This is a genomic window from Demequina sp. B12, assembly GCF_028823635.1.
Classification (GTDB): Bacteria; Actinomycetota; Actinomycetes; order Actinomycetales; family Demequinaceae; genus Demequina.
In genome coordinates this window covers 203,223-225,394 of sequence record NZ_JAPEHU010000004.1, presented here as the reverse complement: position 1 = coordinate 225,394, position 22,172 = coordinate 203,223, and the positions used below count along the sequence as shown (strand labels likewise).

19 protein-coding genes are annotated in these 22,172 nt (G+C 65.6%); 7 read left to right on the top strand and 12 right to left on the bottom strand.

What is annotated here, in order from left to right:
* Window positions 1-96 precede the first annotated feature (96 nt).
* The 3 genes from ON058_RS10430 to mtrA are packed head-to-tail and all read right to left on the bottom strand — an operon-like array spanning window position 97 to window position 4,144.
* Window positions 97-1,812 (bottom strand): GerMN domain-containing protein, encoded by a 1,716-nt coding sequence (locus ON058_RS10430; RefSeq protein ID WP_274668983.1) that lies wholly within the window; start codon window positions 1,810-1,812, stop codon window positions 97-99.
* Entirely contained in the window at window positions 1,809-3,464 is a 1,656-nt protein-coding gene (gene mtrB, locus ON058_RS10425; RefSeq protein WP_274668982.1) for an MtrAB system histidine kinase MtrB, read from the bottom strand. The genes ON058_RS10430 and mtrB overlap by 4 nt, the downstream gene beginning before the upstream one ends.
* A complete protein-coding gene (gene mtrA, locus ON058_RS10420) occupies window positions 3,461-4,144 on the bottom strand; it encodes an MtrAB system response regulator MtrA (RefSeq protein WP_274668981.1) in 684 nt (227 codons plus the stop codon). The genes mtrB and mtrA overlap by 4 nt, the downstream gene beginning before the upstream one ends.
* A gap of 387 nt (window positions 4,145-4,531) precedes the next feature.
* Here mtrA and ON058_RS10415 point away from each other — a divergent pair, with 387 nt between their 5' ends.
* The 5 genes from ON058_RS10415 to ON058_RS10395 are packed head-to-tail and all read left to right on the top strand — an operon-like array spanning window position 4,532 to window position 9,598.
* Entirely contained in the window at window positions 4,532-5,449 is a 918-nt protein-coding gene (locus ON058_RS10415) for a hypothetical protein (protein WP_274668980.1), read from the top strand.
* Between the two features lie 3 nt (window positions 5,450-5,452).
* Complete coding sequence (locus ON058_RS10410; RefSeq protein ID WP_274668979.1) at window positions 5,453-6,079, top strand: DUF4129 domain-containing protein; 627 nt, start codon at window positions 5,453-5,455, stop codon at window positions 6,077-6,079.
* Window positions 6,076-7,293 (top strand): DUF4350 domain-containing protein, encoded by a 1,218-nt coding sequence (locus ON058_RS10405; protein ID WP_274668978.1) that lies wholly within the window; start codon window positions 6,076-6,078, stop codon window positions 7,291-7,293. Before ON058_RS10410 ends, ON058_RS10405 begins: the two co-directional genes overlap by 4 nt.
* Window positions 7,294-7,343: 50 nt before the next feature.
* On the top strand, window positions 7,344-8,303 hold the full coding sequence (locus tag ON058_RS10400; protein WP_274669103.1) for a MoxR family ATPase: 960 nt from the start codon (window positions 7,344-7,346) through the stop codon (window positions 8,301-8,303).
* Window positions 8,304-8,305: 2 nt separating this feature from the next.
* The gene (locus tag ON058_RS10395) at window positions 8,306-9,598 is read left to right on the top strand and encodes a DUF58 domain-containing protein (protein WP_274668977.1); all 1,293 of its coding nucleotides are present in this window, start codon (window positions 8,306-8,308) and stop codon (window positions 9,596-9,598) included.
* 39 nt (window positions 9,599-9,637) lie between these two features.
* Here the strand turns inward: ON058_RS10395 and ON058_RS10390 are convergent, their stop codons facing one another.
* Window positions 9,638-10,576 carry a stage II sporulation protein M gene (locus ON058_RS10390; RefSeq protein WP_274668976.1) on the bottom strand — a complete coding sequence of 313 codons (939 nt, stop codon included), beginning with the start codon at window positions 10,574-10,576 and terminating at the stop codon, window positions 9,638-9,640.
* 91 nt (window positions 10,577-10,667) lie between these two features.
* Here ON058_RS10390 and ON058_RS10385 point away from each other — a divergent pair, with 91 nt between their 5' ends.
* Window positions 10,668-11,495, top strand: coding sequence for an RDD family protein (locus ON058_RS10385; protein ID WP_274668975.1), 828 nt, complete (start codon window positions 10,668-10,670; stop codon window positions 11,493-11,495).
* Window positions 11,496-11,505: 10 nt separating this feature from the next.
* Here the strand turns inward: ON058_RS10385 and ahcY are convergent, their stop codons facing one another.
* From ahcY to ON058_RS10365, 4 genes are read right to left on the bottom strand one after another with little or no spacing between them, the layout of a single operon-like run.
* Window positions 11,506-12,951, bottom strand: a complete 1,446-nt coding sequence (gene ahcY / locus ON058_RS10380) for an adenosylhomocysteinase (protein ID WP_274668974.1) — start codon at window positions 12,949-12,951, stop codon at window positions 11,506-11,508.
* A complete protein-coding gene (locus ON058_RS10375; RefSeq protein ID WP_274668973.1) occupies window positions 12,948-13,913 on the bottom strand; it encodes a cation diffusion facilitator family transporter in 966 nt (321 codons plus the stop codon). The genes ahcY and ON058_RS10375 overlap by 4 nt, the downstream gene beginning before the upstream one ends.
* A 1-nt stretch (window position 13,914) precedes the next feature.
* Window positions 13,915-15,333: a phosphomannomutase/phosphoglucomutase gene (locus ON058_RS10370; protein ID WP_274668972.1), complete on the bottom strand. Its 1,419-nt coding sequence runs from the start codon at window positions 15,331-15,333 to the stop codon at window positions 13,915-13,917.
* Window positions 15,334-15,350: 17 nt separating this feature from the next.
* Complete coding sequence (locus ON058_RS10365) at window positions 15,351-15,707, bottom strand: DUF3499 domain-containing protein (RefSeq protein ID WP_274668971.1); 357 nt, start codon at window positions 15,705-15,707, stop codon at window positions 15,351-15,353.
* A gap of 73 nt (window positions 15,708-15,780) precedes the next feature.
* On the opposite strand from ON058_RS10365, the gene ON058_RS10360 reads away from it, so the two are divergent.
* Window positions 15,781-16,179 (top strand): metallopeptidase family protein, encoded by a 399-nt coding sequence (locus tag ON058_RS10360; RefSeq protein ID WP_274668970.1) that lies wholly within the window; start codon window positions 15,781-15,783, stop codon window positions 16,177-16,179.
* A gap of 21 nt (window positions 16,180-16,200) precedes the next feature.
* Here the strand turns inward: ON058_RS10360 and ON058_RS10355 are convergent, their stop codons facing one another.
* From ON058_RS10355 to ON058_RS10340, 4 genes are all read right to left on the bottom strand, one after another.
* Window positions 16,201-17,529, bottom strand: a complete 1,329-nt coding sequence (locus tag ON058_RS10355; RefSeq protein WP_274668969.1) for a DUF5719 family protein — start codon at window positions 17,527-17,529, stop codon at window positions 16,201-16,203.
* A complete protein-coding gene (locus ON058_RS10350) occupies window positions 17,526-20,681 on the bottom strand; it encodes a glycosyltransferase (protein WP_274668968.1) in 3,156 nt (1,051 codons plus the stop codon). The genes ON058_RS10355 and ON058_RS10350 overlap by 4 nt, the downstream gene beginning before the upstream one ends.
* Window positions 20,682-20,705: 24 nt before the next feature.
* Window positions 20,706-21,026 carry a WhiB family transcriptional regulator gene (locus ON058_RS10345; protein WP_274668967.1) on the bottom strand — a complete coding sequence of 107 codons (321 nt, stop codon included), beginning with the start codon at window positions 21,024-21,026 and terminating at the stop codon, window positions 20,706-20,708.
* Between the two features lie 80 nt (window positions 21,027-21,106).
* Window positions 21,107-22,102, bottom strand: a complete 996-nt coding sequence (locus ON058_RS10340) for a glycosyltransferase family 2 protein (protein WP_274668966.1) — start codon at window positions 22,100-22,102, stop codon at window positions 21,107-21,109.
* Between the last annotated feature and the right edge of the window lie 70 nt (window positions 22,103-22,172).

The following is a 22,172-nucleotide window of genomic DNA, read 5'->3' as shown; positions in this document are numbered from 1 at the left end:
CACCGGAGGGACGGCGAGCCGGGCAAGGGCAAGGACAGCGGCCGTGTACACCCGACCGTTGGCAAAGGCTTGGGGACGGCAGTGAATGCGGAGGAGCTACCCTGCGTACGCGATGTCGGTAATTCCCTCAAGCACCTGCGACCACGAGGTTCCGGACCGCTCTTCGACTGTGCCCTCTGCGGAGGCAACCACCAAGGACGTCACTCCAGAACGTGCCGAGACGCTTACCGCGTCACGCACGGTCGCGAGCGCCGCGGTAGCGCCCCCCACGGTGACCGTCCATAGCGGCGATGCGCTTCCCTCGACAGGCTCGCCCAGCACGGCAAACGTCAGGTCATCGACCCAGGAAATGTCGACGCCCAGTCCTACCCCTGGACCCACCGGCTTGGGTTCTCCCAGGGCGAGCGGAACCCCTGCAGAGTCACGGACCACGGCCACTACTTCAAGAATGGGTTGCCCTCCGGTGCGGGACTGCACCGCAACGTATGTGCCGGAGGGAGACACCGACACGGCGTTGATGGAGCGCCCCGACAACCAGTCGGCGCCTAGCGTGATCGTCTCGCCGTCGGTCGTGACGACCTGCAGTCCACCGCCGGCCTGCCGAGCGACCCACAAGTCGCCGTACCGGTCGAAGCTCGGGTCCACGGCATCGTTGGCGGCGAACACCAGGGTCGACTCCACCACGTCGGTGGCGTCGCTCGCAGCATCGGCTGGCACGGCGGCATCCCAACCGCCAGCCAAGGCGCGCGTGACTGACACTCCTTCGCCGGTCACAAAGGCCGTGGAGCTTCCGTCGTAGTTCCGCGCGACACCGCGCGTGCCCTCCGGCAGTAGCCCGATCTCCCCTGGTGTGATGCGCACTTCCTCGCCATTCCACAAGCCCAGGCGGTTGTCGACAATGACGGCTGCATAGCGATCAGGCACTGGCACGGGGTCGAGGTCAATCTCCACTTCATCGGAGATCGGCAGTCCACCGATGCGTACGTCGACGGACGTGACATCTGGCAATGACGACAGCGTCAAACGCAACTGCTCATCAGCGAGCGCTCGTTCGGTCAACGTTCCCGCCGATTGCGCGGTGAGATCCACCGTCGCGACCCCACCGTCCACCACCACTGACTCCACTGCCAGCGCGGCCGTCGCGGGGAAACCCGTCTCGACAGCATCGGCCAGCCACGCGGACGGCCCCTGCACCAGCTCACGTGCTGCCGCAGTGGCCGCAAAGTTATCCGGCAGCCATCGCAGTTCACTGGTCGCCATGCTCAAGTCCGATGTCGCGAACACCAGGGGAACTTGGCGGTAGAAACTCTGGAAGTTGGCGGCAGTCACGACCACGCCATCTGCCAGTTCGGAGATACGCCACTGGCCGTCGACTTCCGTCATCTCGAACACCAGTTGCACCACGTCTCCTTCGGTGGCGTCGGAACGCAACCCTGAGTCGTCCAGTGTCGAGTCCAATGGCACCTCGTACGCCACGGTGTGACTTTCCTCGTCCCACTCAGGTGCGACGGCGCCGGAGGAATACACAATCGTCTGAGCGCCCGGGTCCCATTGGGCGGCAGCCTCGTCGGTGAGGAACTGGCGCGCCACCGTGAAGTCAGTCGCCACTCCACCGGCCGATGCCGTCAGAAAGCCTGTCACGATCGCCGCGGGGCCATCCTCAGGGGCAGGCCCCGAGAGAATGGGTTCAAAGGGAGCCACGGGAAGCACTTCGCCGTTGCCCTCCGCGACCTCCCCTTCCGTGGGAATCGCGGCACACGCCGTCAGCGTGACTGCGAGCGCAGCCATCCCTGCCACCATCGCGCGGTTCATCGGTCCTCCTCCGGCTCAGGCAAGTCGACCCCGGGGAACTCCACTTCAGGCCCCACTTCATCAAAGGACCCTTGCCTCATGACCAAAGGCAACGGCTGATTCTTGCCGATCCCCTCGTGAGTGCGCGGCAGCAGCAACCGAAAACTGGCGCCCTGCCCTGGAGAACCCCACACTTCGAGTTCTCCACCATGCAGCTGCGCGTCTTCCAATGCAATGGATAGCCCCAAGCCGGTGCCGCCCATGGTTCGGGCGCGCGCCGCATCGGCCCTCCAGAACCGGTCAAAAACCCGATCCACTTGTTGCGGCGTCAAGCCCACGCCGTGGTCCCGTACCACCACTGCGGTGGAACGTCGGTCCGACCGCACCGACACGTCAACGGAGGTCTCTTGCGCGTGCTCGATCGCGTTCGACAGCAAGTTGCGCAGGATTCGGCCCACGCGGGGGCGGTCGATCGACGCCGTGTGCTCCCCTTCGGACACACGCAGACGCAACGGCACGCCCAGCTCTTGGGCGACAGGCAGCATCGCCTCCACCTCATCACGAACTACGTCTGCCACATCCATCCTCTCGAACTCCAGTTGAGCCGAGCCTGCATCGATGCGGGAGATTTCCAACAGGTCCGCCAGCAGCGCTTCAAAGCGATCAAGCTGGTTGATGAGGAGCTCCGACGAACGCGCCACCGCCGGTGGGAAGTCCTCTCGAGCGTCGTACAACACGTCCGATGCCATCCGGATGGTCGTCAATGGCGTACGCAGCTCATGAGAGACATCCGAGACGAAGCGGCGCTGCAGACGCGACATCCGCTCCATACGGGTGATCTGACGTTGCAATGACTCCGCCATGTCGTTGAAGGTCTGGGCCAGGGTCGCCATCTCATCATGCCCACGCACCGTCATGCGTTCGCTGAGCCGTCCCTCCGCCAGCCGTGACGCCACACGGGATGCCCGGCGCACCGGTCGCACTGCTTGGGCGGTGACGAACCACGTCATCAGCACCACCAAGCCCACCAGAACAACGGCACCCAACGCCAGGACACGTTGGATCAACGCCAAGGTGGCCTGCTCGTCCGCCATGGAGTACACGAAGTACAGCTCATAGGGGCCCGCCACCCCAAGGTTCAGACTGGACCCCACCACGATGCCAGGGGTCTCCGTGCCCGGCAGCTGGACGAACTGCCACGGCTGCGTCATGTCCCCCTCAACCGCTTCACGCATGTCCGGAGAAATCGCATCGCGAATGTCCGCCACACCCGTCGTGGACTCACCTACGGTCAACGGGATCGAGGACGTGTTGGCAGGGTCGCGCAACATGACGAGGCCACGGTTCTCGCCACCCAGCGCACGCAGTTCCAGCATGAGGTCGTACACGAACTGCTGCATCTCCGCCGGGTTCACAGCGGTCGTGGTGTCGGCTCGTTCCTGGGCAATCGCCGAATCGCGGGCGCTTTCCGACAGGACTCGCTCCACCCGGCCATCGACCAAGCCGTCCCGAATTTCGTCAGTGACGTACGCACCAAGCGCGAGCACTGTGCCAATGCCGACCACCAGAGTCGACGTCACGATGCGCAGCGACAGCGATCGCGACCACCGGCGTCCTAGCGTCCGCAACGGAGCCACCACGGTGGCACCCCACGAACGGCCAGACGCGGTCACGACTGATGCGCGCCGGCTTTGTACCCGACTCCGCGAACGGTCTGAATGATCTCCGGGTGCTCCGGGTCCTTCTCGATCTTGGCGCGCAGACGCTGAATGTGGACGTTGACCAAACGCGTGTCCGCAGCGTGACGGTAACCCCATACGTCTTCAAGGAGCACTTCCCGGGTGAACACCTGGCCCGGGGCCCGCGCAAGCGTCACCAACACATCAAACTCGAGTGGCGTCAGCGGAATCACGGCACCGTCACGCGTCACGCGGTGTCCGGTCACGTCGATCTCCAGGTCGCCGATGCGCACCACCGCAGGCACCGCGTTGTCGTTGCGGCGTAGGCGTGCACGCACTCGCGCGATCAGTTCGCGGGGCTTGAAGGGCTTAGGGATGTAGTCGTCCGCGCCGGACTCCAGCCCCAGCACCACATCCACTGTGTCCGACTTCGCGGTCAGCATGATGATGGGGACCCCGGACTCGGCCCGGATCTCACGGCAGATGTCGATGCCCGAACGTCCCGGCAGCATGAGGTCCAGCAGGATCACGTCAGGGTTGAGGTCCCTGAACGCTTCTACCGCCTTGTCGCCGTGATCACAGAAAACAGGGTCGAACCCGTCGCCGCGGAGAACGATTCCCGTCATCTCCGCCACTGCAGGATCGTCGTCGACCACCAAGATGCGTGCCGTCATACGGCAATCTTGCCATGAGTCTGGTGCACCACCTGGGGACTCACCGTTCAGCGGCCCGTTGACATGGCAGGATGGGCCTGGTTACCGAAAGTGGGGGTCATGACCGCAACACCACCGCAGCCGCCAGAACAGCATGCCTGGCAAGGAGCCGCACCCGGCGCTGCACCAACGCCAGCACCGGATGCTGCACCCGCCGCTGGCCCCGCCCCAGTGGCCCCAGCAAACCCAGCACCGCAGATGCCGCCGACCCCGCCTCCGCCTGCACCAGGCACGTATAGCCCGGGGGCGTATGGCACCTCGCAGCCGGGAGCGCACGCCTCACCTCCGGGACCGCAGGCGATCCCAAGTTTCCGTTCCTGGCAGCCAGGGATCATCCCGTTGAGGCCGATGTCCTTCGGAGACTTCCTGTCGGCGCCGTTGAAGGCCATGCGATTTGCGCGCGGACCGGTTTTGGGTGCGCCCGTACTCCTCACGGTGTTCTCCGTGGCCGTGATGCTCGTGGCGATGTGGTCCTACTTTGGAGATCCCGCGCTCGCGATCCTGCCCGCCGGAGACGTCCCAGCATCTCTGTCGGGTCTCACCATTGTGTTGGGAATCATCGCTCTGGCTTCGATCTTCGCCACTGACGTCCTTGCAGGCGCGTTCGTTGCGCCGGGTGTGTCCCGCGCCGTCATGGGAGAGAAGCTCTCTGTCGGTGGCGCCTGGGCTCTCGTGAAGCGTCGCCTCGGCTCGCTCATCGTGCTCTACCTGGTGGCAGGCGCGCTCATGCTCGGAGTCATGGTGCTGGCATTCTTGCCAATGCTGCTGGCCCTGGCGGGCGACCCCGCCGCGGGGGTAGCCGGGCTCACCATCTCCATGGCGCTGCTGTTCATTGTCGCGTTGCCGGCGTTCTTCATGATCACCATGTTTCAGGGAATCGCGCGCGCCATCATCGTGATGGAGAACGTGTCCTTCCGCGCCGCGTTCCGTCGCACCCGCCTGCTGATCAAGGGCCGGTTCTGGTGGTCAGTCCTGATCGTGTTCGTGTGCGCAGTACTCATCAGCGTCATCGCGGGCATCTTCCAGTCCGTGGGACAGTTCGGGGCCATCTTCGTGGTGCTGTTCATGCCCGAGTCAGAGATCGCCGTCATTCTGGCGTTCGTGGTGCTCTACGGACTCACGTACATCGTGAGCCTCGCGCTCACGTACATGTACATGGGCGGGGTATATGCGCTGATCTACATCGACGCCCGGATGCGCCACGAAGGATTCGACATGGACCTTGCGCGCGCAGCTGAGGCTCGCATGATGGCGGGACATCACTAGCCGATGCCGCTGTCCACCATCGTCACCCCGGACGCAGACGAAGCGCGTCGATGGGCGGAGGAAGAACTCTCCCGACCCGAGTACAGGGAAGAAGGCCAGCCCTGGTACGAACGCGTGATGGAGTGGTTCAACGAACTGCTCGACAACGCAGGTGCCGTCGCATCCGGGTTCCCGCTGACCGCAGTGCTCATCGCAATCGCGGTGACCGCGGTGATCGTGGGCGTCGTGATCTGGATTGTGATGGGGCCGATGCGCCGGTCCGGTGTGTCCGCTTCTGAAGCAGCATTCGAGCCCGGAGATACGCGGTCCGCAGAGCAGATGCGCGCTGCCGCACACGCGGCAGCGCAGCGCGACAACTGGGATCTCGCGACGATGGAGATGTTCCGCGCCTTGGTCCGGGGGCTGGACGAACGCGGCGCCATTGATCTGACGGCGGGAACCACAGCACACGAGGCAGCGACTGCTGTGGACAGGCTGCCGTTGGCCGCTGGCCGAGCTGCCGGGGCCGCGCAACTCTTCGATGAGGCGCGTTACGGCGACGGCGGACTGGACAAGGCAGCCTGGGAGCATGCGGCGTCCCTAGAGAAAGACCTCCGGAACACTCGACGTCAGGCGGTGGTCTCGGCATGACCGCGACCTACGTGCAGGCGTCGCCTACCCAAGGTGCTGGCGCCACGCTGCGGCAGCATCCCTTGGTCGTCGCCGCGGTCGTCGTGCTCATGCTGATCATCGGGGTCCTCGCGATCACCTCGCAGCCCGAGGACGGCACGCCATTGTCCCCGGCCAACCCGGGGCCCGATGGCGCACGCGCGGCGGCGCAGATCCTTGGCGATCAGGGTGTCACCGTCACCCACGCGGACACGCTGTCGGGTCTCGAGATTGACGACGCTGCCCACACGACGCTGGTGATCGCTTCCCCAGAGAACTTGAGCTACGACCAGATTGAGGCCGTGTTGGCCTATCCAGGAGACATCATCTTCCTGGGCGCGGACTACGGCGTGGTCGACCTCCTCGGTGGGCCCGATGCCACGGCATCGTCCTACATCCCGTCGCAGCCGGCAGCCGCGACCTGCGACGATCCCGACGCCCTTGCCGCCGGCACGGTGACGGTCACGGCGGGAGTGCAGTTCCCGGAGTCGCCGCAGACGGAGCAGTGCTTCACGGTGGACGGCTCAAGCGCTTACGTGGCGCATGAACGCGGGAGCGGCGCTGAGGCTTCGACGGTCCGGATCATCGCTTCCGCTGCGCTCGTGACGAACGCGGACCTCGCCACCGAGGGCAACGCAGCCTTGGCGCTGCGTGCGCTAGGCCACCACCCCCACGTCGCGTGGTACGTCGGCAGTTTCTACGATCTGTCGATGCCGCCGTGGACCGGCGGCGACGGAGACGACGGCGACGAGACAGCCGCACCCGCCGTCCCCACCACCTCAGACCTCCTCCCGCCCTGGTTCATGCCAGTCCTGTTCATCTTGGGACTCACCGTGCTCGTCGCCGCGTGGTGGCGGGGACGCCGCTTCGGGCGCCTCGTTCCCGAACCCCTACCAGTCGTGGTGCCAGGTGCAGAAGCGGTCAAGGGCCGCGCGCGCCTGTACCGCAGGGCCAATGCACACGCCCACGCCGGCGCATCCCTGCGGGCGCAAGCCGCGGTCCGCATCGGCCGCCGCCTTGGTGTCCCACGCACCGCGCCTGCTGACGCGCTCATTGATGCCACCCAGCGCGCTACTGGCAGACCGCGGGAACACGTCGCGGCACTACTGACAGGGCCGCTGCCCCACTCGAACGCTGACATGATGACCCTGATCAAGGAGCTCGACTCCCTGGAAAGCGAGGTTCACCGACCGTGACCGACAGCACTCCTGCCCCTCAACCCACGGACACCTCCGCTCCACCTGCGCTGTCTGCGGGGGCGCAAGCACGGACCGCACTGGGCAACGTCCGTACCGAAGTGTCGCGTGCCGTCGTCGGCCAAGACCAAGTTCTCACGGGCCTCGTGATCGCCCTCCTATGTCGCGGACACGTCCTCCTCGAAGGCGTTCCCGGAGTAGCCAAGACGCTGCTCGTGCGCGCTCTGTCCCGGTCGCTTGACCTCGAGTTCTCCCGCGTGCAGTTCACGCCCGACCTCATGCCTGGAGATGTCACCGGGTCCCTGGTCTACGACGCCCGCACCGCAGCGTTCTCGTTCCGTGAGGGCCCCATCTTCACGAACCTGCTGCTCGCCGACGAGATCAACCGCACACCCCCGAAGACTCAGTCATCGCTCCTGGAAGCGATGGAAGAGCGCCAGGTCACCGTCGACGGCGAGCCTCGTGGACTTCCCGACCCCTTCCTGGTGATCGCGACCCAGAACCCGGTCGAGTACGCGGGCACATACCCGCTGCCCGAAGCCCAGCTGGACCGCTTCCTCCTGAAACTTCCCGTGGAGTTGCCCGCGCGCGACGCCGAAATCGATGTGGTGCGCCGCCATGCTCAGGGCTTCGACCCCCGCGACCTTGCCGCCGCGGGCGTGACGGCAGTGGCTGGCGCCACCGACCTGGAGCAGGCACGTGCCGAGGTCCGTCAGGTGGCAATCTCTGACGAGGTAGCCGGGTACATCGTGGACATCTGCCGTGCCACCCGCGAAGCAGCGTCCGTGAACGTCGGCGTTTCCCCCCGCGGCGCGACGGCGCTCATGAACACTGCTCGCGCCTGGGCATGGATGCGCGGCGGCGACTTCGTGACGCCAGACGATGTGAAGGCTCTCGCGCACTGGACGCTCGCCCACCGGATGCAGCTCCTCGCGGAAGCTGAGTTGGAAGGCGTCACCGCATCCACCGTGCTGTCCTCCGTGCTCGCCTCCGTTCCCGTCCCGCGCTAATCATGTACATCACCGGATGGACCGTCCTGCTGTCGGCATTGGGTGCCGTGCCTGCGGTGTGGGCACATTCGCGCGCCTTTGCGTGGGCGTGGATCATCATGGTGGTGGTGTTGGCCTGTGTGGACGCGTGGATGGCGCCCAAGGTGACCGCACTCGGAGTGCGCCGCCACCTGCCGCGCGCGGTGCGATTGACGGAGTCCACGGCAGCCGAACTTGAGGTAGCGAACTTGGGCAAGCGCCGCATGAGGGGCGCTATTCGCGACGCATGGCAGCCGTCCGCGGGGGCGGATGAAACTCGGCATCGGTACACGCTCCGGGCCGGCGAAGCGGTGCGGTTCCGCACGGCTCTGACTCCCACTCGCCGCGGTGACCGTGCTGCAGACCGCGTGACAATGAGGTCTGAAGGGCCGATGCGCCTGGCGGGGCGGCAACGATCGGTCGAGGTTCCGGGCTCGGTCCGGGTCCTGCCGGAGTTCGCCTCCCGTCGTCACCTCCCCTCGCGCATGGCGCGCCTGCGCGAGATCGAAGGCAATACCGCGGTCCAGCTCAAAGGTGCAGGTTCGGAGTTCGACTCCCTACGCGAGTACGTCGAAGGCGACGATGTCCGCAGCATCGACTGGCGGGCCTCGGCACGCCGGGCCGATGTCCTGGTCAAGACGTACCGCCCCGAACGTGACCGGCGTGTCATCACGATCCTCGAAACGGGACGCACGGCGGCCATCAGAATGGGCGATGCTCCCCGGCTGGATGCATCAATGGAGGCCGCACTGCTGCTGACGGCTCTTGCGACACGCGCAGGAGACCGGGTGCAGGTGTCAGCGTTTGACCGTACCGAGCGTGCTCGGGCCATCGGGGTGACAGGCCCGACGGTGATGCCGCAACTCGCAGACGCGCTGTCCACCATCGAACCGTCACTGGTGGAACCCGACTGGCCCGCCGTGGTGCGGCTCGTGCAGTCGCGAGTAAGTCAGCGGGCACTCGTTGTCGTCCTGACTTCCGTCGATGTGACTGCGGTGGACTCTGGACTCGTCGAGGCCGTGGAAGCCCTGAGCCGCAAGCATCTGGTGGTCGTGGGTTCCGTGGAGGACCCCACCGAAGTGGAACTCGCCCAGGGCCGCGAGGATGTCAGCGACGTGTACTCGGCGGCCGCAGCCGCTCGTGCTTCACTCGAACGCGATGCTGTCATCGCGCGTCTGCGTCAATGCGGCGCCGATGTGGTGACGGCACACCCGGATGAGCTCGCCCCCGAGGTCGCCGACCGCTACTTGGCGCTGAAGGCATCGGGCCGCCTCTAACGATTCTCACGGCACCTGCGCCGTGACTGCCACAGCCGCTTAGGAAGCGATCGCGACCTTCGCCGTCGCAAAGTCTCCGTCCACGTCACCGTCGACGGACTCCCGTACCGCAGCTCGACCAGCGACAAACACGTACATCCAGAACGCCGCGCAAGCAATCACGCCGATGCCCACCTTGATCGACCAGGGGATCGCGGCACCCGTAATGAATCCCTCGATCAGGCCCGAGATCAACAGCACCACCGCAAGACCGATGGCGACACCGAAAGCGGTACGGCCCTCTTGTGCCAGGGCAAGGCCACGCGGACGGCCTCCTGGCGCCAGCAACGTCCAGAACAGTCGCAGTCCTGCTCCGGCCGCCACGAACACGGCTGACAGTTCCAGGAGTCCGTGCGGGCTGATGAGCTGGAAGAAGATGCCCAGGTAGCCGGCCTCCGCCATCACCGCGGCCGCCACACCGAGCTGCAGCACCGTGTTGAACAGCAAATACAGCGGGTAGAAGCCGGTGATCCCCAGAGCAATACACTGCGCCGCGATGAACCAGTTGTTCGTCCACACTTGCGCGGCGAATGATCCGGAGTCGTATTCGACGTAGTAGTTGGCGAACTCGAAACTCGCGATCGCCTCGCGCTCGGATGGCGAGCCGATCATCGCCATCGCGTCCGGATTCGACAGCAGCCACCAGGCACAGATTGCCCCACCGAGCACCACCGAAAGTGACACGATGACACCCCACCAGCGGACCCGGTACAGCGCTGCGGGAAGGCTCCTGGTGATGAAGTGCCGCACAGACCTGGTCGAGGATTCGTGGCCACCCGTCAACCACACGCGGGCGCTCGCGAGCGCGATCGAGAGGCGGCTCACCACCGTGGGGTCGGGGGCACTGGACCGGACCGCCGCCAAGTCTGCGGCGGTCGATTGATACAGCCGCGTCAGTTCATCGGCTTCGGCACCTGTGAGACGGCGCGACCGGGCCAACTCCCGCAGTCTCGCCCACCGAGGTTCTCTGGCGCGAGTGAAAGCATCAAGGTCCACGCCGCTACGATGCCATACAACGACCAACCCGGGGGTGAGCGCTGTGAATGAAGACGAGATCGTCATCGGCGAAGGTGTCGCCCTCAGCACGGGCGCAGCCCCGGTCACGATGCGGATGTTGTCCGGCGCGATCGACACGATTGTCTACTTTTGCGGAACGATGCTGATCGTGACGGGCCTCGACGCCACCTTGGGGCAAGTCATGAACTCGGCGGCCGGGGCCGCAGTCGCAATCGCCACGCTGGTCGTGTGCTTCGCGGTGATTCCGGCACTGATCGAGACGTTCACGCGGGGCTACTCCCTGGGGCGCCTGGCTGCCGGAGTGCGCGTGGTCCGTGACGATGGCGGGCCTGTGTCATTCCGGCATGCGTTCATTCGGTCGTTCACGGCGATCGGCGAGATTTACTTCACCTTTGGATTGGTGGCCGTCACCACATCTGCGCTGTCTGCTCGAGGAAAGCGGGTGGGCGACATCCTGGCCGGAACGTACGCGATGCGCGTGCGCGGGGCCGGGAAGGCGCTGCCGCCCGTGATGATGCCGCCCCATCTAGCGCCGTGGGCACGTGCCGCAGATATCCGTCGCCTTCCCGATGGCCTGGCGCTCACGTGCCGGACTTTCCTGGGACGGGCGCCCGGACTGCGTCCTGAGTCACGTGCGCGACTCGGCACCGAGTTGGGCGCGGCCGTGGCCGATTACGTTTCCCCCGCTGCGCCCGCTGGCACGCACCCCGAGTACCTCATTGCTGCGGTCCTCGCGGAGAGGTCTCGCCGCGAGTTCGGCCTGGAGATGCACCGTCAGTCGCGCCATACGGCAGAAACTGCACGTATGACGCGACTTCCGTACGGGCTCTCCGACTCGTAGTCGGCGTCCGCTAGTAGCGGTAGTGCTCGGCCTTGAACGGGCCGTGTTGGGGGACGCCCAGGTAGTCGGCCTGGTCTTGTGACAGTTCGGTGAGCTTCACGCCGAGTGCGTCAAGGTGGGTACGGGCTACCTTCTCGTCCAGCACCTTGGGGAGTCGGTGGACACCCAAGGGGTATGCGTCGAGGTTGATCCACAGTTCGATCTGTGCCAGCACCTGGTTGGCGAAGGAAGTAGACATCACAAACGAGGGGTGGCCGGTGGCGTTGCCCAAGTTCAGGAGGCGGCCTTCGGACAGGATGATGACGGAGTGGCCGTCAGCGAAGGTCCATTCGTCTACCTGCGGCTTGATGGGCTGGTGCTTAGCGCCGGAGCGGGCCAGACCTGCCATGTCGATCTCGTTGTCGAAGTGACCGACGTTACCCACGATGGCCTTGTCCTTCATCGCGGCCATGTGTTCCACCCGGATGATGTCCTTGTTGCCCGTGGTGGTGATGAAGAAGTCGGCGCGCTCCACGACGTCCTCAATGCGGGCCACTTCGTAGCCGTCCATGACAGCCTGGAGTGCGCAGATGGGGTCAACCTCGGACACGATGACTCGTGCACCTTGGCCGCGCAGTGCCTCTGCGGCGCCCTTGCCCACGTCGCCGTAACCGGCGACGAAGGCCACCTTGCCGCCCATGAGGACGTCGGTCGCGCGGTTGATGCCGTCGGGCAACGAGTGACGGATGCCGTAACGGTTGTCGAACTTCGACTTCGTGACAGAGTCATTGACGTTGATCGCGGGGAACAGCAGCTCGCCTCGTGCGTGCATCTGGTCGAGGCGGTGCACACCGGTGGTGGTCTCTTCGCTGACGCCAACGATCCCCGCTGCCATACGGGTGAAACGGGTGGGGTCGGCTTCCAGTGAGCGGCGCAGAACCTTGCGCATCCCTTCCACTTCAGCGTTGTAGGCGGGGTCGTCCTCGTCAACGGGAGGCGGAACGAAGCCGTCCTTCTCCGCCTTCACTCCTTCGTGTACCAAGAGGGTGGCGTCGCCGCCGTCATCGAGGATGATCGTAGGGCCGTCGTGCCCCTCCCACGTGAGGATCTGGTCGGTGTACTGCCAGTACTCGTCGATTGACTCGCCCTTGACAGCGAACACGGGCACCCCTGCAGGAGCGGAGTACGTACCGGGGCCGACTACGATCGCGGCCGCAGCATCGTCCTGCGTAGAGAAAATGTTGCACGACGCCCAGCGGACCTGCGCTCCAAGTGCGGTCAGGGTTTCGATCAGCACCGCGGTCTGGGTCGTCATGTGCAACGATCCCGCGATGCGGGCTCCCTTAAGCGGCTGGCTGTCGCCGAACTCGTCACGCAGACCTGTGAGGCCCGGCATTTCGATCTCCGCCAAACGGATCTGGTGGCGACCCGCTTCCGCGAGGGAAAGGTCGGCAATGACATAGTCGAGGTTGGTCACGCGTCAGGCTCCTTGAGGACGTGTCGTAGGTCAGGTTCGATAAAGATCAGGCGAGCAACCGGTACCGACCCGCGGATTCGGCGCTCTAAGTCATCAACGTCGCGCGCGATGTCCTCGATTGTCGAGTGGGGCGGCACCCCCACCTTGGCGGCGACCATCAGGTCGTCAGGTCCGAGGTGCATGGTGCGCAAGTGGATGATATCGGTCAGGCGCGACGCTGCGAACGCCGCCCGGATGAGAGCCAAATCCTCCGCGGTGGCGGACTCCCCCATCAACAGTGACTTGGTCTCCCTGGCGAGGATGATGGCATTGGTGAGCAGCAGGACTCCAATGAGGCCCGTGCCCACGGCATCCCAGATGCCGTCGCCTGTCACCACTGTCATCGAGATGCCGAACAAGGCAAACACCAAGCCGACCAGTGCGGCGGTGTCTTCCAGCAAGATCACCGGAATCTCCGGGGATCGCGACCGGCGGATGTACTCAAACCAGCCCAGATCTCCCCGGACCTCATTCGCCTCACGAATAGCGGTCCGGAGCGAAGCGCCTTCCATCGCGAGGGCCACCAGCAGCACAACGATCGGCACCCATACCCAGCTCTCCAAAGGCTCCGGGTTCTGTGCCTTCTCCCACGCCTCGAACAACGAAAACAGGCCGCCGGCAGTGAACAGCATGACGGCCACCAGGAACGCAAAGTAGTACCGGCTGCGGGCATACCCAAACGGGTGGGTGTCGTCGGCAGCGCGCCGCGCCTGCCGCTTTCCCACCAGCAGCAGGATCTGGTTGCCAGAGTCAACGACGGAGTGGATCGCCTCTGCCAACATCGACGAGGCACCCGTGAGCATCCAGGCACCAAGCTTGGTCACACCGATGCCGAGGTTGGCGGTCAGTGCGGCGAGGATCGCTTTGCTCCCTCCGGCAGTCTCGGCGACTGCGGTGGGTTCGCGCTGGCCCTCGCTGGTCACGTCACCCCTCGCGAATCAATGCCAGCGCCCGGTCACGAATCTCAGCCATCGTGGCGGCGTCGGCGGCCTCGACATTGAGTCGCAGCAACGGTTCCGTGTTGGAAGCGCGGACGTTCAGCCACCATCGCGGCTCGCTGTCCCAATGGTCCAACGTCATGCCGTCGAGGTAGTCCTCGCTCGCACCCTCCTGGGCAAAGGCCTCCCGCACCCGTTCGCGAGCAGCATCGGCATCCACGACAGTCGAGTTGATCTCCCCCGACGCCGCATACGGGTCATGCACCTCAAGGAGTGCTGACAACGTGCCTTCCTGCGATCCCAGCGCCGCCAGCACATGCATCGCTGCAAGCATGCCTGAGTCGGCGTAGAAGAAGTCCCGGAAATAGAAGTGAGCCGAGTGCTCGCCACCAAAGATCGCGTTCTCCTGGGCCATCTGCGCCTTGATGAAGCTGTGTCCCACGCGCGACCGGACGGGGGTCGCGCCTGCCGCACGCAACTGCTCGGGTACCGCGCGGGAAGAAATGAGGTTGTGAATGACCGTGGCGTGACCACCCGAGCGCGACTCGCGCGCCGTTTCGCGCAAACCCACGAGCGCCGTGATCGCTGAAGCTGGGACCACCTCGCCGCGCTCATCCACCGCAAAGCAACGGTCCGCGTCGCCATCGAAAGCGAGACCGATGTCCGCGCCGTGCTCACGGACTGCGGCCTGCAGATCAACCATGTTGGCAGGATCCAGCGGGTTGGCCTCATGGTTGGGGAAGGTGCCATCCAGTTCGAAGTACAACGGGATGATCTCGAGCGGCAGCGCCGGCAGACCGGCGTCCGTCCCGAGCACTGCAGGGACCGTATAGCCCCCCATCGCGTTGGCAGCATCCACCACGACCTTGAGGGGCCGGACCCCCTCCAGCGGCACCAAGCCACGCAAGAACTGAGCGTACTCCCCCAGCATGTCGCGCTCGGAAGACGCGCCCACGGCATCGGCTTTCTCATAACCGGATCCGAGATAGCGCGACGCAAGCGTCCGGACATCTCCCAGGCCTGTGTTCTCCCCCACGGCACGTGCACGTGAACGGCACATCTTCATGCCGTTGTACTCCGCTGGGTTGTGGGAAGCCGTGATCATGACGCCTGGAAGGTCCAACACCCCGGACGCGTGATACAGCCCGTCCGTGGAGCACAGACCAATGTGGACCACGTCAACGCTGCGGTCCGTGAGACCGGTCGCGAGAGCCTCGGCAAGACCCGGACCGGAGTCGCGCATGTCGTGTCCGATCACCACGGTGGTCTCGCCATCCGGCAGCACCACCGCATCAGCGAAGGCCGCGCCAATCGCTTGCGCCACTGCGGTGGTGAGGGACTCGCCTACGATGCCGCGAACGTCGTACGCCTTGATCAGGCCGGTCAGGTCAGGTGCGTCAGTCACCGGACCAGGCTAGCCGGTTACAGGTCGGAAGAGACGACTCGCAGATGGCCGCGGCGTGGCTCAGACGCCACAGGGGCCGCTGGAGGTGCCACAGGGGGCACAGGGCGGCCAGCCTCACGCACCGCACGCGCCAACGCGTCGAGGTCATCAGAGCTCGGGCCGGGGTCGACCAAGTCTTGATGGATATGCACCACGTCCCAACCGCGTGGAGCGGTGAACCGCTCAGCGTGGTGTGCGCACAGGTCATAGCTGTGAGGCTCGGCCGTCGCCGCCATTTGACCCACGACCACCGTCGAATCCTCATAGACATAGGTCAACGTCGCGGCCGCTGGACGGTCGCAACTGGTACGGGAACACTGACGGCTGGACTTCACGCATTGGACGCTACCCCGCGCCCGCGCCGTGTCCGTGTCAGGCGCGCCGAGGTGCGCGCGGTAGCCTCACCACATGGGTAGGCGAGACCGTCACGGCAGGGGCCTCAGAGCACCCCTCTTGCCCTACAGCGCGCCCGCCTGGAAGTCACGCGCCGACACCTTCGATGACTATGTGCGTGAAGCTGCAAGCCGGCTCGAACCCCAGTGGGGCAAAGCCTGGGGCAAGCTGGAGTTCGGCACGGAAGACGTCCCGCCAAGCGACCCCACTCCCTGGGAAGACGGCATTCCGCTCGCAAGGCTGTTCCCGGCTGACATGGGCCAGCCCGCTCGGATCGTCCTCTACAGACGCCCCATGGAGCAGCGAGCACAAGGCGACGAACTCGCTCAATGGGTACGGGACGTGGTCGCGGAAAACGTCGCATACCTGGTGGGTCGACGTCCCGAGGACATCGACCCCGACTACGGCGGCTAAGACGCGGCGCCGCAGCGAGCGCTACGGGTGATCAGCGCCGGTGTACGAACCGTGCGCGACACTGACATCGTGCGGCTCACGCTCAACAGGACGGGGCGTCACGGTGGTCACGTAGCCATCGTCCGTCACGCGCAGGGCCCAGGTGATGTCGTCGGAACCGGTCAGCGTAGTTCCCGCGGGTACATCGATCGAGAACTCGCGGTAGGTGTCCGGCCGCATCGCCTCATCCACCACAGGTTCCCCGTCAACATCGGTCAACACCAACCTGCCCGTACTGGTGGCAACGGCCACGACCGTCACCTCGCCCTCCGGCACCACCACCGCGCGAGCCGTGTCGCCATCGGCCTGTTGCGCAGGGGTCCATGCCATGTCCGTACCGGTGTCGTCTTCGTCGCCACGCTCATAGGAGGTGCGGGTCAAAGCCGCCGCCGCAACGGGCACGTCAGAAGTCACCGTGATCGCAGCACCCGACTGTGCGGGAATCGCCACGTCGGTCACAAGCCCCGCTTCGAGTTCCAGCGCCTGATCATCGAGCCACCGCTGAGCGCCAGACTCGTCGATCAGTGAGACCTGAACACTCGCGTCGTAGGGAGAAATCAACCGAAGGGTGCCAGGAGTCTCGTCTGAGACCGGCCCAGCGATAGGAATGGCTATGTCCGTGCCGTACGCGGCACGGGTACCCCAGTCGGTGCCCGCGGCAACGAAGCCGTCCAATCTGGAGTCCTGGAGCGCCGCAACAATGCCCACACCTCCGGCCTCAACTCGCATGGCTAGCCCCGGCACCTCAGGCTCAATGGCCTCCAACAGCACTTCATGTTGGGAGCGCGGCCCCACAGCCATGCTGATCGTTTCGCGGCCCTCGAAAGCCAAGGGGCCGTAGAGCGAGACCGTGACCCTGACCGATGCCTGGGAGGGGTTCGACAGCACCAAGCGCGAACTCGATCCCAATGCGGTGGACCCGGCGACGATCCACTGGTCCTGCACCGGCGGAGCGCAGGTCAGTGCCGCGAGCGACTCGATGTCGCCCCCACCCACACGCTCGGTCTGGGTCACCACGGTCGCATCTGCGGCGACCCCCTGGCCTACCTCAAACAGCGACGGGGCCGACATCCACAGCACCCGATCATCAGAGCCAGAGTCAAGGTCCTCATCGCCGGACTCAATCTCTCCCACGGGGATCTCGAGCGGGCCGGGACATACCGCAGGCTGAACGGCCGGTGCCACCTGAACCGTGTGCGGTTCGGGAACGTCTGGAGCGCTCGCGGACGGCAGCTCAACAACTGACGCAGCAACGACCGCCCCCACGGCAAGCACCCCAGGGACAGCGGCAGTCCACGCAATGCGTCTCATTCGCGACCCTCCTTGAACGAACGCGTCGGCAGCGGCACTGCACCGATCGCACACCACATCAACGCCAACATTGATACCCACCACCAGGCGCGGTGACCGCTGTCGTCAAAGCTCACGACCAGCTCGCCGGAGCCTTCGATCGCGAAGGCTGCCCGTCCGAGGTCGTCCTCGACCTTGTCCAACGCACGCCCGTTGAGCGTTGCGGTCCACGCGTCGTCGTCACTCACGGCAACCACGACCGTGCCGGTGACCGGTTCATCGAGAGTGGCGGTGCCCGACGTCCGGCCCATCGCCAGTGCCACCAGCGGTACGGACGCTGAGCCGTCATCCTGGGCCGATGCTGACTCCACCCACGCCCGTGAGACCGGCACGTCGCTGTCAGGCCGCGCGACTTTCCAGGATGTTCCGCGGTCAGACGATCCCAGGAGTTGGAGTGCGTCCGACTGCGACAGTGCGGAGACCGCGCGTTCGGCACCAGGCGCAGCCACCACCACTCCGATGCCCCACTGAGCAAGTTGTGCTGGCGCTTCTGCCGCGCCTCCCACCAGGCCAGCGATGGTCTCGTCAAGCGAGTCGATGCCCACGACAGCGACGCCGCTCGTACGAATAGCCGAAAGGTCTCCAGCCACCAGCTCGCCCGCGGTGCTCACGACATCGGTGCCATCACTCGAGTGGAGGCTGGCGACAATCTGGTCGTCAGCGTCGTCAAGAATGAGCACTCGTTGGCGCGTGGGTTGCTCCAGTTCAAGAGCCGCGACCAAAGGGATCGCATCACGGGACACGGCGGTGATATCGCGGCCCGCGTCGCCGGGCCACGCCACTGCCGTGGCATGGCCGACCACCACGATCGCGACGCTTGCCGCGGCAATCCCCTGGATTGAACGCGTGGCGGCACGCGTGCGGCCGGTGCCCACATCCCACAGGCCTCGTGAGGCGGCAGCGATCACGATGATCGCTCCCATGAGCGCGATGGATAGCCCTGGCCCCGCCCAGCCGTTCGCTTGTGCGGTGCCTGCACCCAAGTCGGGAGAGACCACTGTCGCAGCACTCGCCGCGCCGACCACCACGCCGACCACGACCATCCCGACACCCACGGCACTCGGAATCCACTGGCGGCCCAGGAAACTCATCACGACCGCGACCACGAGCACTGCCGGGACCACTAGGGCCGATGCGGACCACCACGAGTCCGTCACCATGCTGGCGGTGGACATCACGTGTCCCTGCCCCGAGAGGAACGTGTCGAGCGCACTTGCCGAGTTCGACAGCGACGGTCCGGGCTCCCTCACCATCACGGTCCACGCGTCGTGGCTGATACTCCCCTGCCTCACCATGGCGACGAGGCCAGGCACTCCGACGATCACGACGGGAAGTGTCACCGCCCACCATCGGCCGCGATAGCGTCGCGCAGTGAGAGCCAGGACCGTCAATCCTGCGACCAACGGGAACCACAGCACGGGCGCAGCCAGGACGGCAACGAGAGCGGCCGTCGCAGCGCCGGCAGCCGCGCTCGGCGACGCGACGCGCTGCGCAGGGAACTCCTCGCCCACGGCAATCCGCTCGCCGCAGTGCCAACCACCACCGCGAATGATGCCAAACACGACCCACGGCACAGCCACATGGACCAACGCGGCACCGATCCGGCCTTGATCCCAGGTCTGCACCGCGAAAGGCGCGAGGGCGTAGGTCAACGCAGCAAGTGCACGCACCACATTTGAGCGGGTGAGGGTGCCTGCGGCTGCCCACGCTCCCAGGGCCGACCACAACGGTAGGAACGTCAACAATAGGCCCAGACCCACGGCCAGACCGCCGGGGAAGAAAGCCAACGGAAGCAACAGGAGCGACAGGCCGCTGTCGATCGCAGGAGCACCCAGCCCCTGCTCCGTCCAGCCGCCCAGACCCCTGGCCCACAGGTCGTACCAGCCCACGTCGGTCACGCCCAACGCTTCTGAAGCGAGCATCCGTCCCGTGAACACACCGCCAACCCAGTCGGGGTGACGCAGCACGGCGACCACCGTCGCCGCTACCGCCACCGCGACCAACATCAGGCGGCGGCGGCGCGCAGCATGAGTCAACTCACGGCGCACAAGCTCGGGCGGAGTCGCCGCGGCCCGCCAACTCTCATAGGCCCCCCACTCGCGGCTACGCGTCTCAGCCCGGACCTGACGCGGAGTTGCCAACAAGGGGCGTTCCACCGTCCGCGCAGCCGTGCCGCGTAGCCCCGCCCGCGCCACCCTTTGCCGGGACCGCGGCAACCGCGGAAGCAGCGCGAGGACTCGAACCGGAACCCAAGCATCGGCCCCCGCGACCCTGGGCACGTTTTGCGCAGTCCGCAATACCACTCGCCCGAGCGCTGAACCCACGGAGGCAAGCAGCAGCGGGAGGATCATCCACCAGCGGGCGTACACCAGTGCGTGGTACCACTCCATCGCGCGTCGGGGGCCATACGTGGAGCGGCGCGTTCCTGCGCCCCCACGGCCACCGTTCAGGCTTTCCTGCGCGTGCCGCACTCGGGCCCGGGGCACGACCACGACATCCCACTCGGCACGCCACACTCGGCGACAGAAGTCGAGGCTGTCGCCCCAACCGTCGTAGGCCGGGTCCAAGCCGTCGAGGTGATCCCACACTTCTCGGCGCACCAACGCGCCCGCAAGCGACACCGCAAGGACGTCATCACGATCGTTGTACTGCCCCTGGTCGATGTCTCCCTCTTCGACCAGAGTGAGCCGGCGCGCACCACCACGAGTCGTGGTGATTCCCATCGAGACCAGCCTCGACGGATCGTCCCATTGCACCTGACTGGCACCCACCACACCTGCGCGGTGTCGCTTACGCGCCGTCGCGAGCAGCAGGCCTAGGGCACCCGGTTCGGGGGCGGAGTCGTCATGGAGGAGCCACAGCAGTTCACCGGGGGCGGCGGCAGTGGCCGACACGTGGTGGCGCAACGCGCCCGTGAGGTCCGATGCCTCAACCCGGTGAACACTGACGTGCGCGGGAAGGGTCGCGGGAGCCTCGGCGTTGCCGACCAGCAGAAGTTCAATGAAGTCAGGGACAGGGTCTTGGGTCGCGACAGCGTCGAGGACCGTGGCCAGGCGAGGAGAACCTCCATCACTGACCACCACCGCGCGCACATGCAGGCGCGCTGGACTCATGACCGTCCCACGCAGGCCGACCGGCTAGACAGCGCGGCGCTTCAACTTGCGCCGCTCCCGCTCCGACAATCCACCCCAGATGCCAAAACGTTCGTCATTTTCGAGTGCGTAATCCAAGCACTCAGACCGCACATCACAAGACGCGCAAACCTTCTTTGCTTCACGCGTTGAGCCGCCCTTTTCTGGAAAGAACGCCTCGGGATCGGTCTGAGCACACAGTGCGCGCTCCTGCCATGCCAAAGGCCCGTCATCCTCGACCCCGCTGAAGATGTCCACAACGGAAGCAAGTGAGGGTGAGGGCCTCCCTGCGTCAGAGGGCACTGCACCTTCGTAGATATTCCACATTGGCCGTCCTCCGATCGCTTCGACAGATATCTCTGCCTGCAAGAATTACACCCGTGTAATCCCCATGCGTCAAGTCGAGACTAACGCGTGGAACGCACAAATCCCGCACCCCACGCAAGGTGCATTGTGGCCAACACCACGGGCAAGCGAAGAGCCGCGCTAGCACCGGCCCTGGAGAACAAGCTCGCCGTTGCGACCAGCAGCCCCCCGGCATAAGCAAGCGGAATGAGCCATCCTGCCAGCAAAACAGGGTTGCTCAGGACAAAACCGACCACCCCCGCCACGACCCCCACAGCGAGCGCGAGCGTCAACACAGGTGCCGCGAGATACCTGAGCGAACGAGTATCGGGATAGCGTTTGACCACTTCGCGGCGCCACTGCCCCGTCAAGAAAAACTGTCGAGCAAGCGCCCGCCAGGACGTGCGCGGCGAGTACGGCACCTGCATCTCAGGCACAAACCAGATCCCGTAGCCTGCCTGCCGCAGGCGATAGTTCAGCTCCCAGTCCTGCGCGCGCACAAAGTGCGAGTCGTAGAGCCCGACGGCCTCAACAGCTTCCCGGCGGAAGCTCCCCAAGTACACGGACTCCGCAGGACCGGCGGTGCCGCCCTGGCGATGCCCTGCACCGCCTAGGCCCCACACTGACGACATCGCCACTGCGATCGCCTTCGCGAACGGTTCGGAAGCCTGCGGCACCATCCGTCCGCCCACATTCGCCGCTCCCGTTTCGCGAAGCGCCTCCACAGCCGCGTCGACATACCCCTGAGGCATGCGCGCGTGGCCGTCCATCCGGATCAAAACATCGTGACGGGCCGCGGAGATCGCCGCGTTCAGCCCATCAGGGGTCTTTCCCGACGGGTTCGGCACAACGCTGACCCGAGGATCGTTGGCGAGTGCAGTAGCGATGGCCTCCGTGTCATCGTCCGAAGGCGCCACCGCGAGGATCACCTCAAGCTCCCCGCGATACCCGCAATCCAGCATCGCCTGCACCGAATCTTCCAAGTACGGCGCCTCATTGCGGATGGGCACCACGATGCTGACGGCGGGCAAGGGCGGCAAAGGGGGCAGTTCGATCACTCGGTGAGCCTAACCGAGGTGCCGCGTCCCCACTGGCTTCCCTAGACTGAGGGGAAGGCTCCACAGTGAC

Excerpts from the sequence above, each read along its gene's own strand:
- ON058_RS10430 (WP_274668983.1), bottom strand. The coding sequence starts at position 1,812 with ATGAACCGCGCGATGGTGGCAGGGATGGCTGCGCTCGCAGTCACGCTG.
- mtrA (WP_274668981.1), bottom strand. The coding sequence starts at position 4,144 with ATGACGGCACGCATCTTGGTGGTCGACGACGATCCTGCAGTGGCGGAG.
- ON058_RS10415 (WP_274668980.1), top strand. The coding sequence starts at position 4,532 with ATGTCCTTCGGAGACTTCCTGTCGGCGCCGTTGAAGGCCATGCGATTT.
- ON058_RS10410 (WP_274668979.1), top strand. The coding sequence starts at position 5,453 with ATGCCGCTGTCCACCATCGTCACCCCGGACGCAGACGAAGCGCGTCGA.
- ON058_RS10405 (WP_274668978.1), top strand. The coding sequence starts at position 6,076 with ATGACCGCGACCTACGTGCAGGCGTCGCCTACCCAAGGTGCTGGCGCC.
- ON058_RS10395 (WP_274668977.1), top strand. The coding sequence starts at position 8,306 with ATGTACATCACCGGATGGACCGTCCTGCTGTCGGCATTGGGTGCCGTG.
- ON058_RS10360 (WP_274668970.1), top strand. The coding sequence starts at position 15,781 with ATGGGTAGGCGAGACCGTCACGGCAGGGGCCTCAGAGCACCCCTCTTG.
- ON058_RS10355 (WP_274668969.1), bottom strand. The coding sequence starts at position 17,529 with ATGAGACGCATTGCGTGGACTGCCGCTGTCCCTGGGGTGCTTGCCGTG.
- ON058_RS10350 (WP_274668968.1), bottom strand. The coding sequence starts at position 20,681 with ATGAGTCCAGCGCGCCTGCATGTGCGCGCGGTGGTGGTCAGTGATGGA.
- ON058_RS10345 (WP_274668967.1), bottom strand. The coding sequence starts at position 21,026 with ATGTGGAATATCTACGAAGGTGCAGTGCCCTCTGACGCAGGGAGGCCC.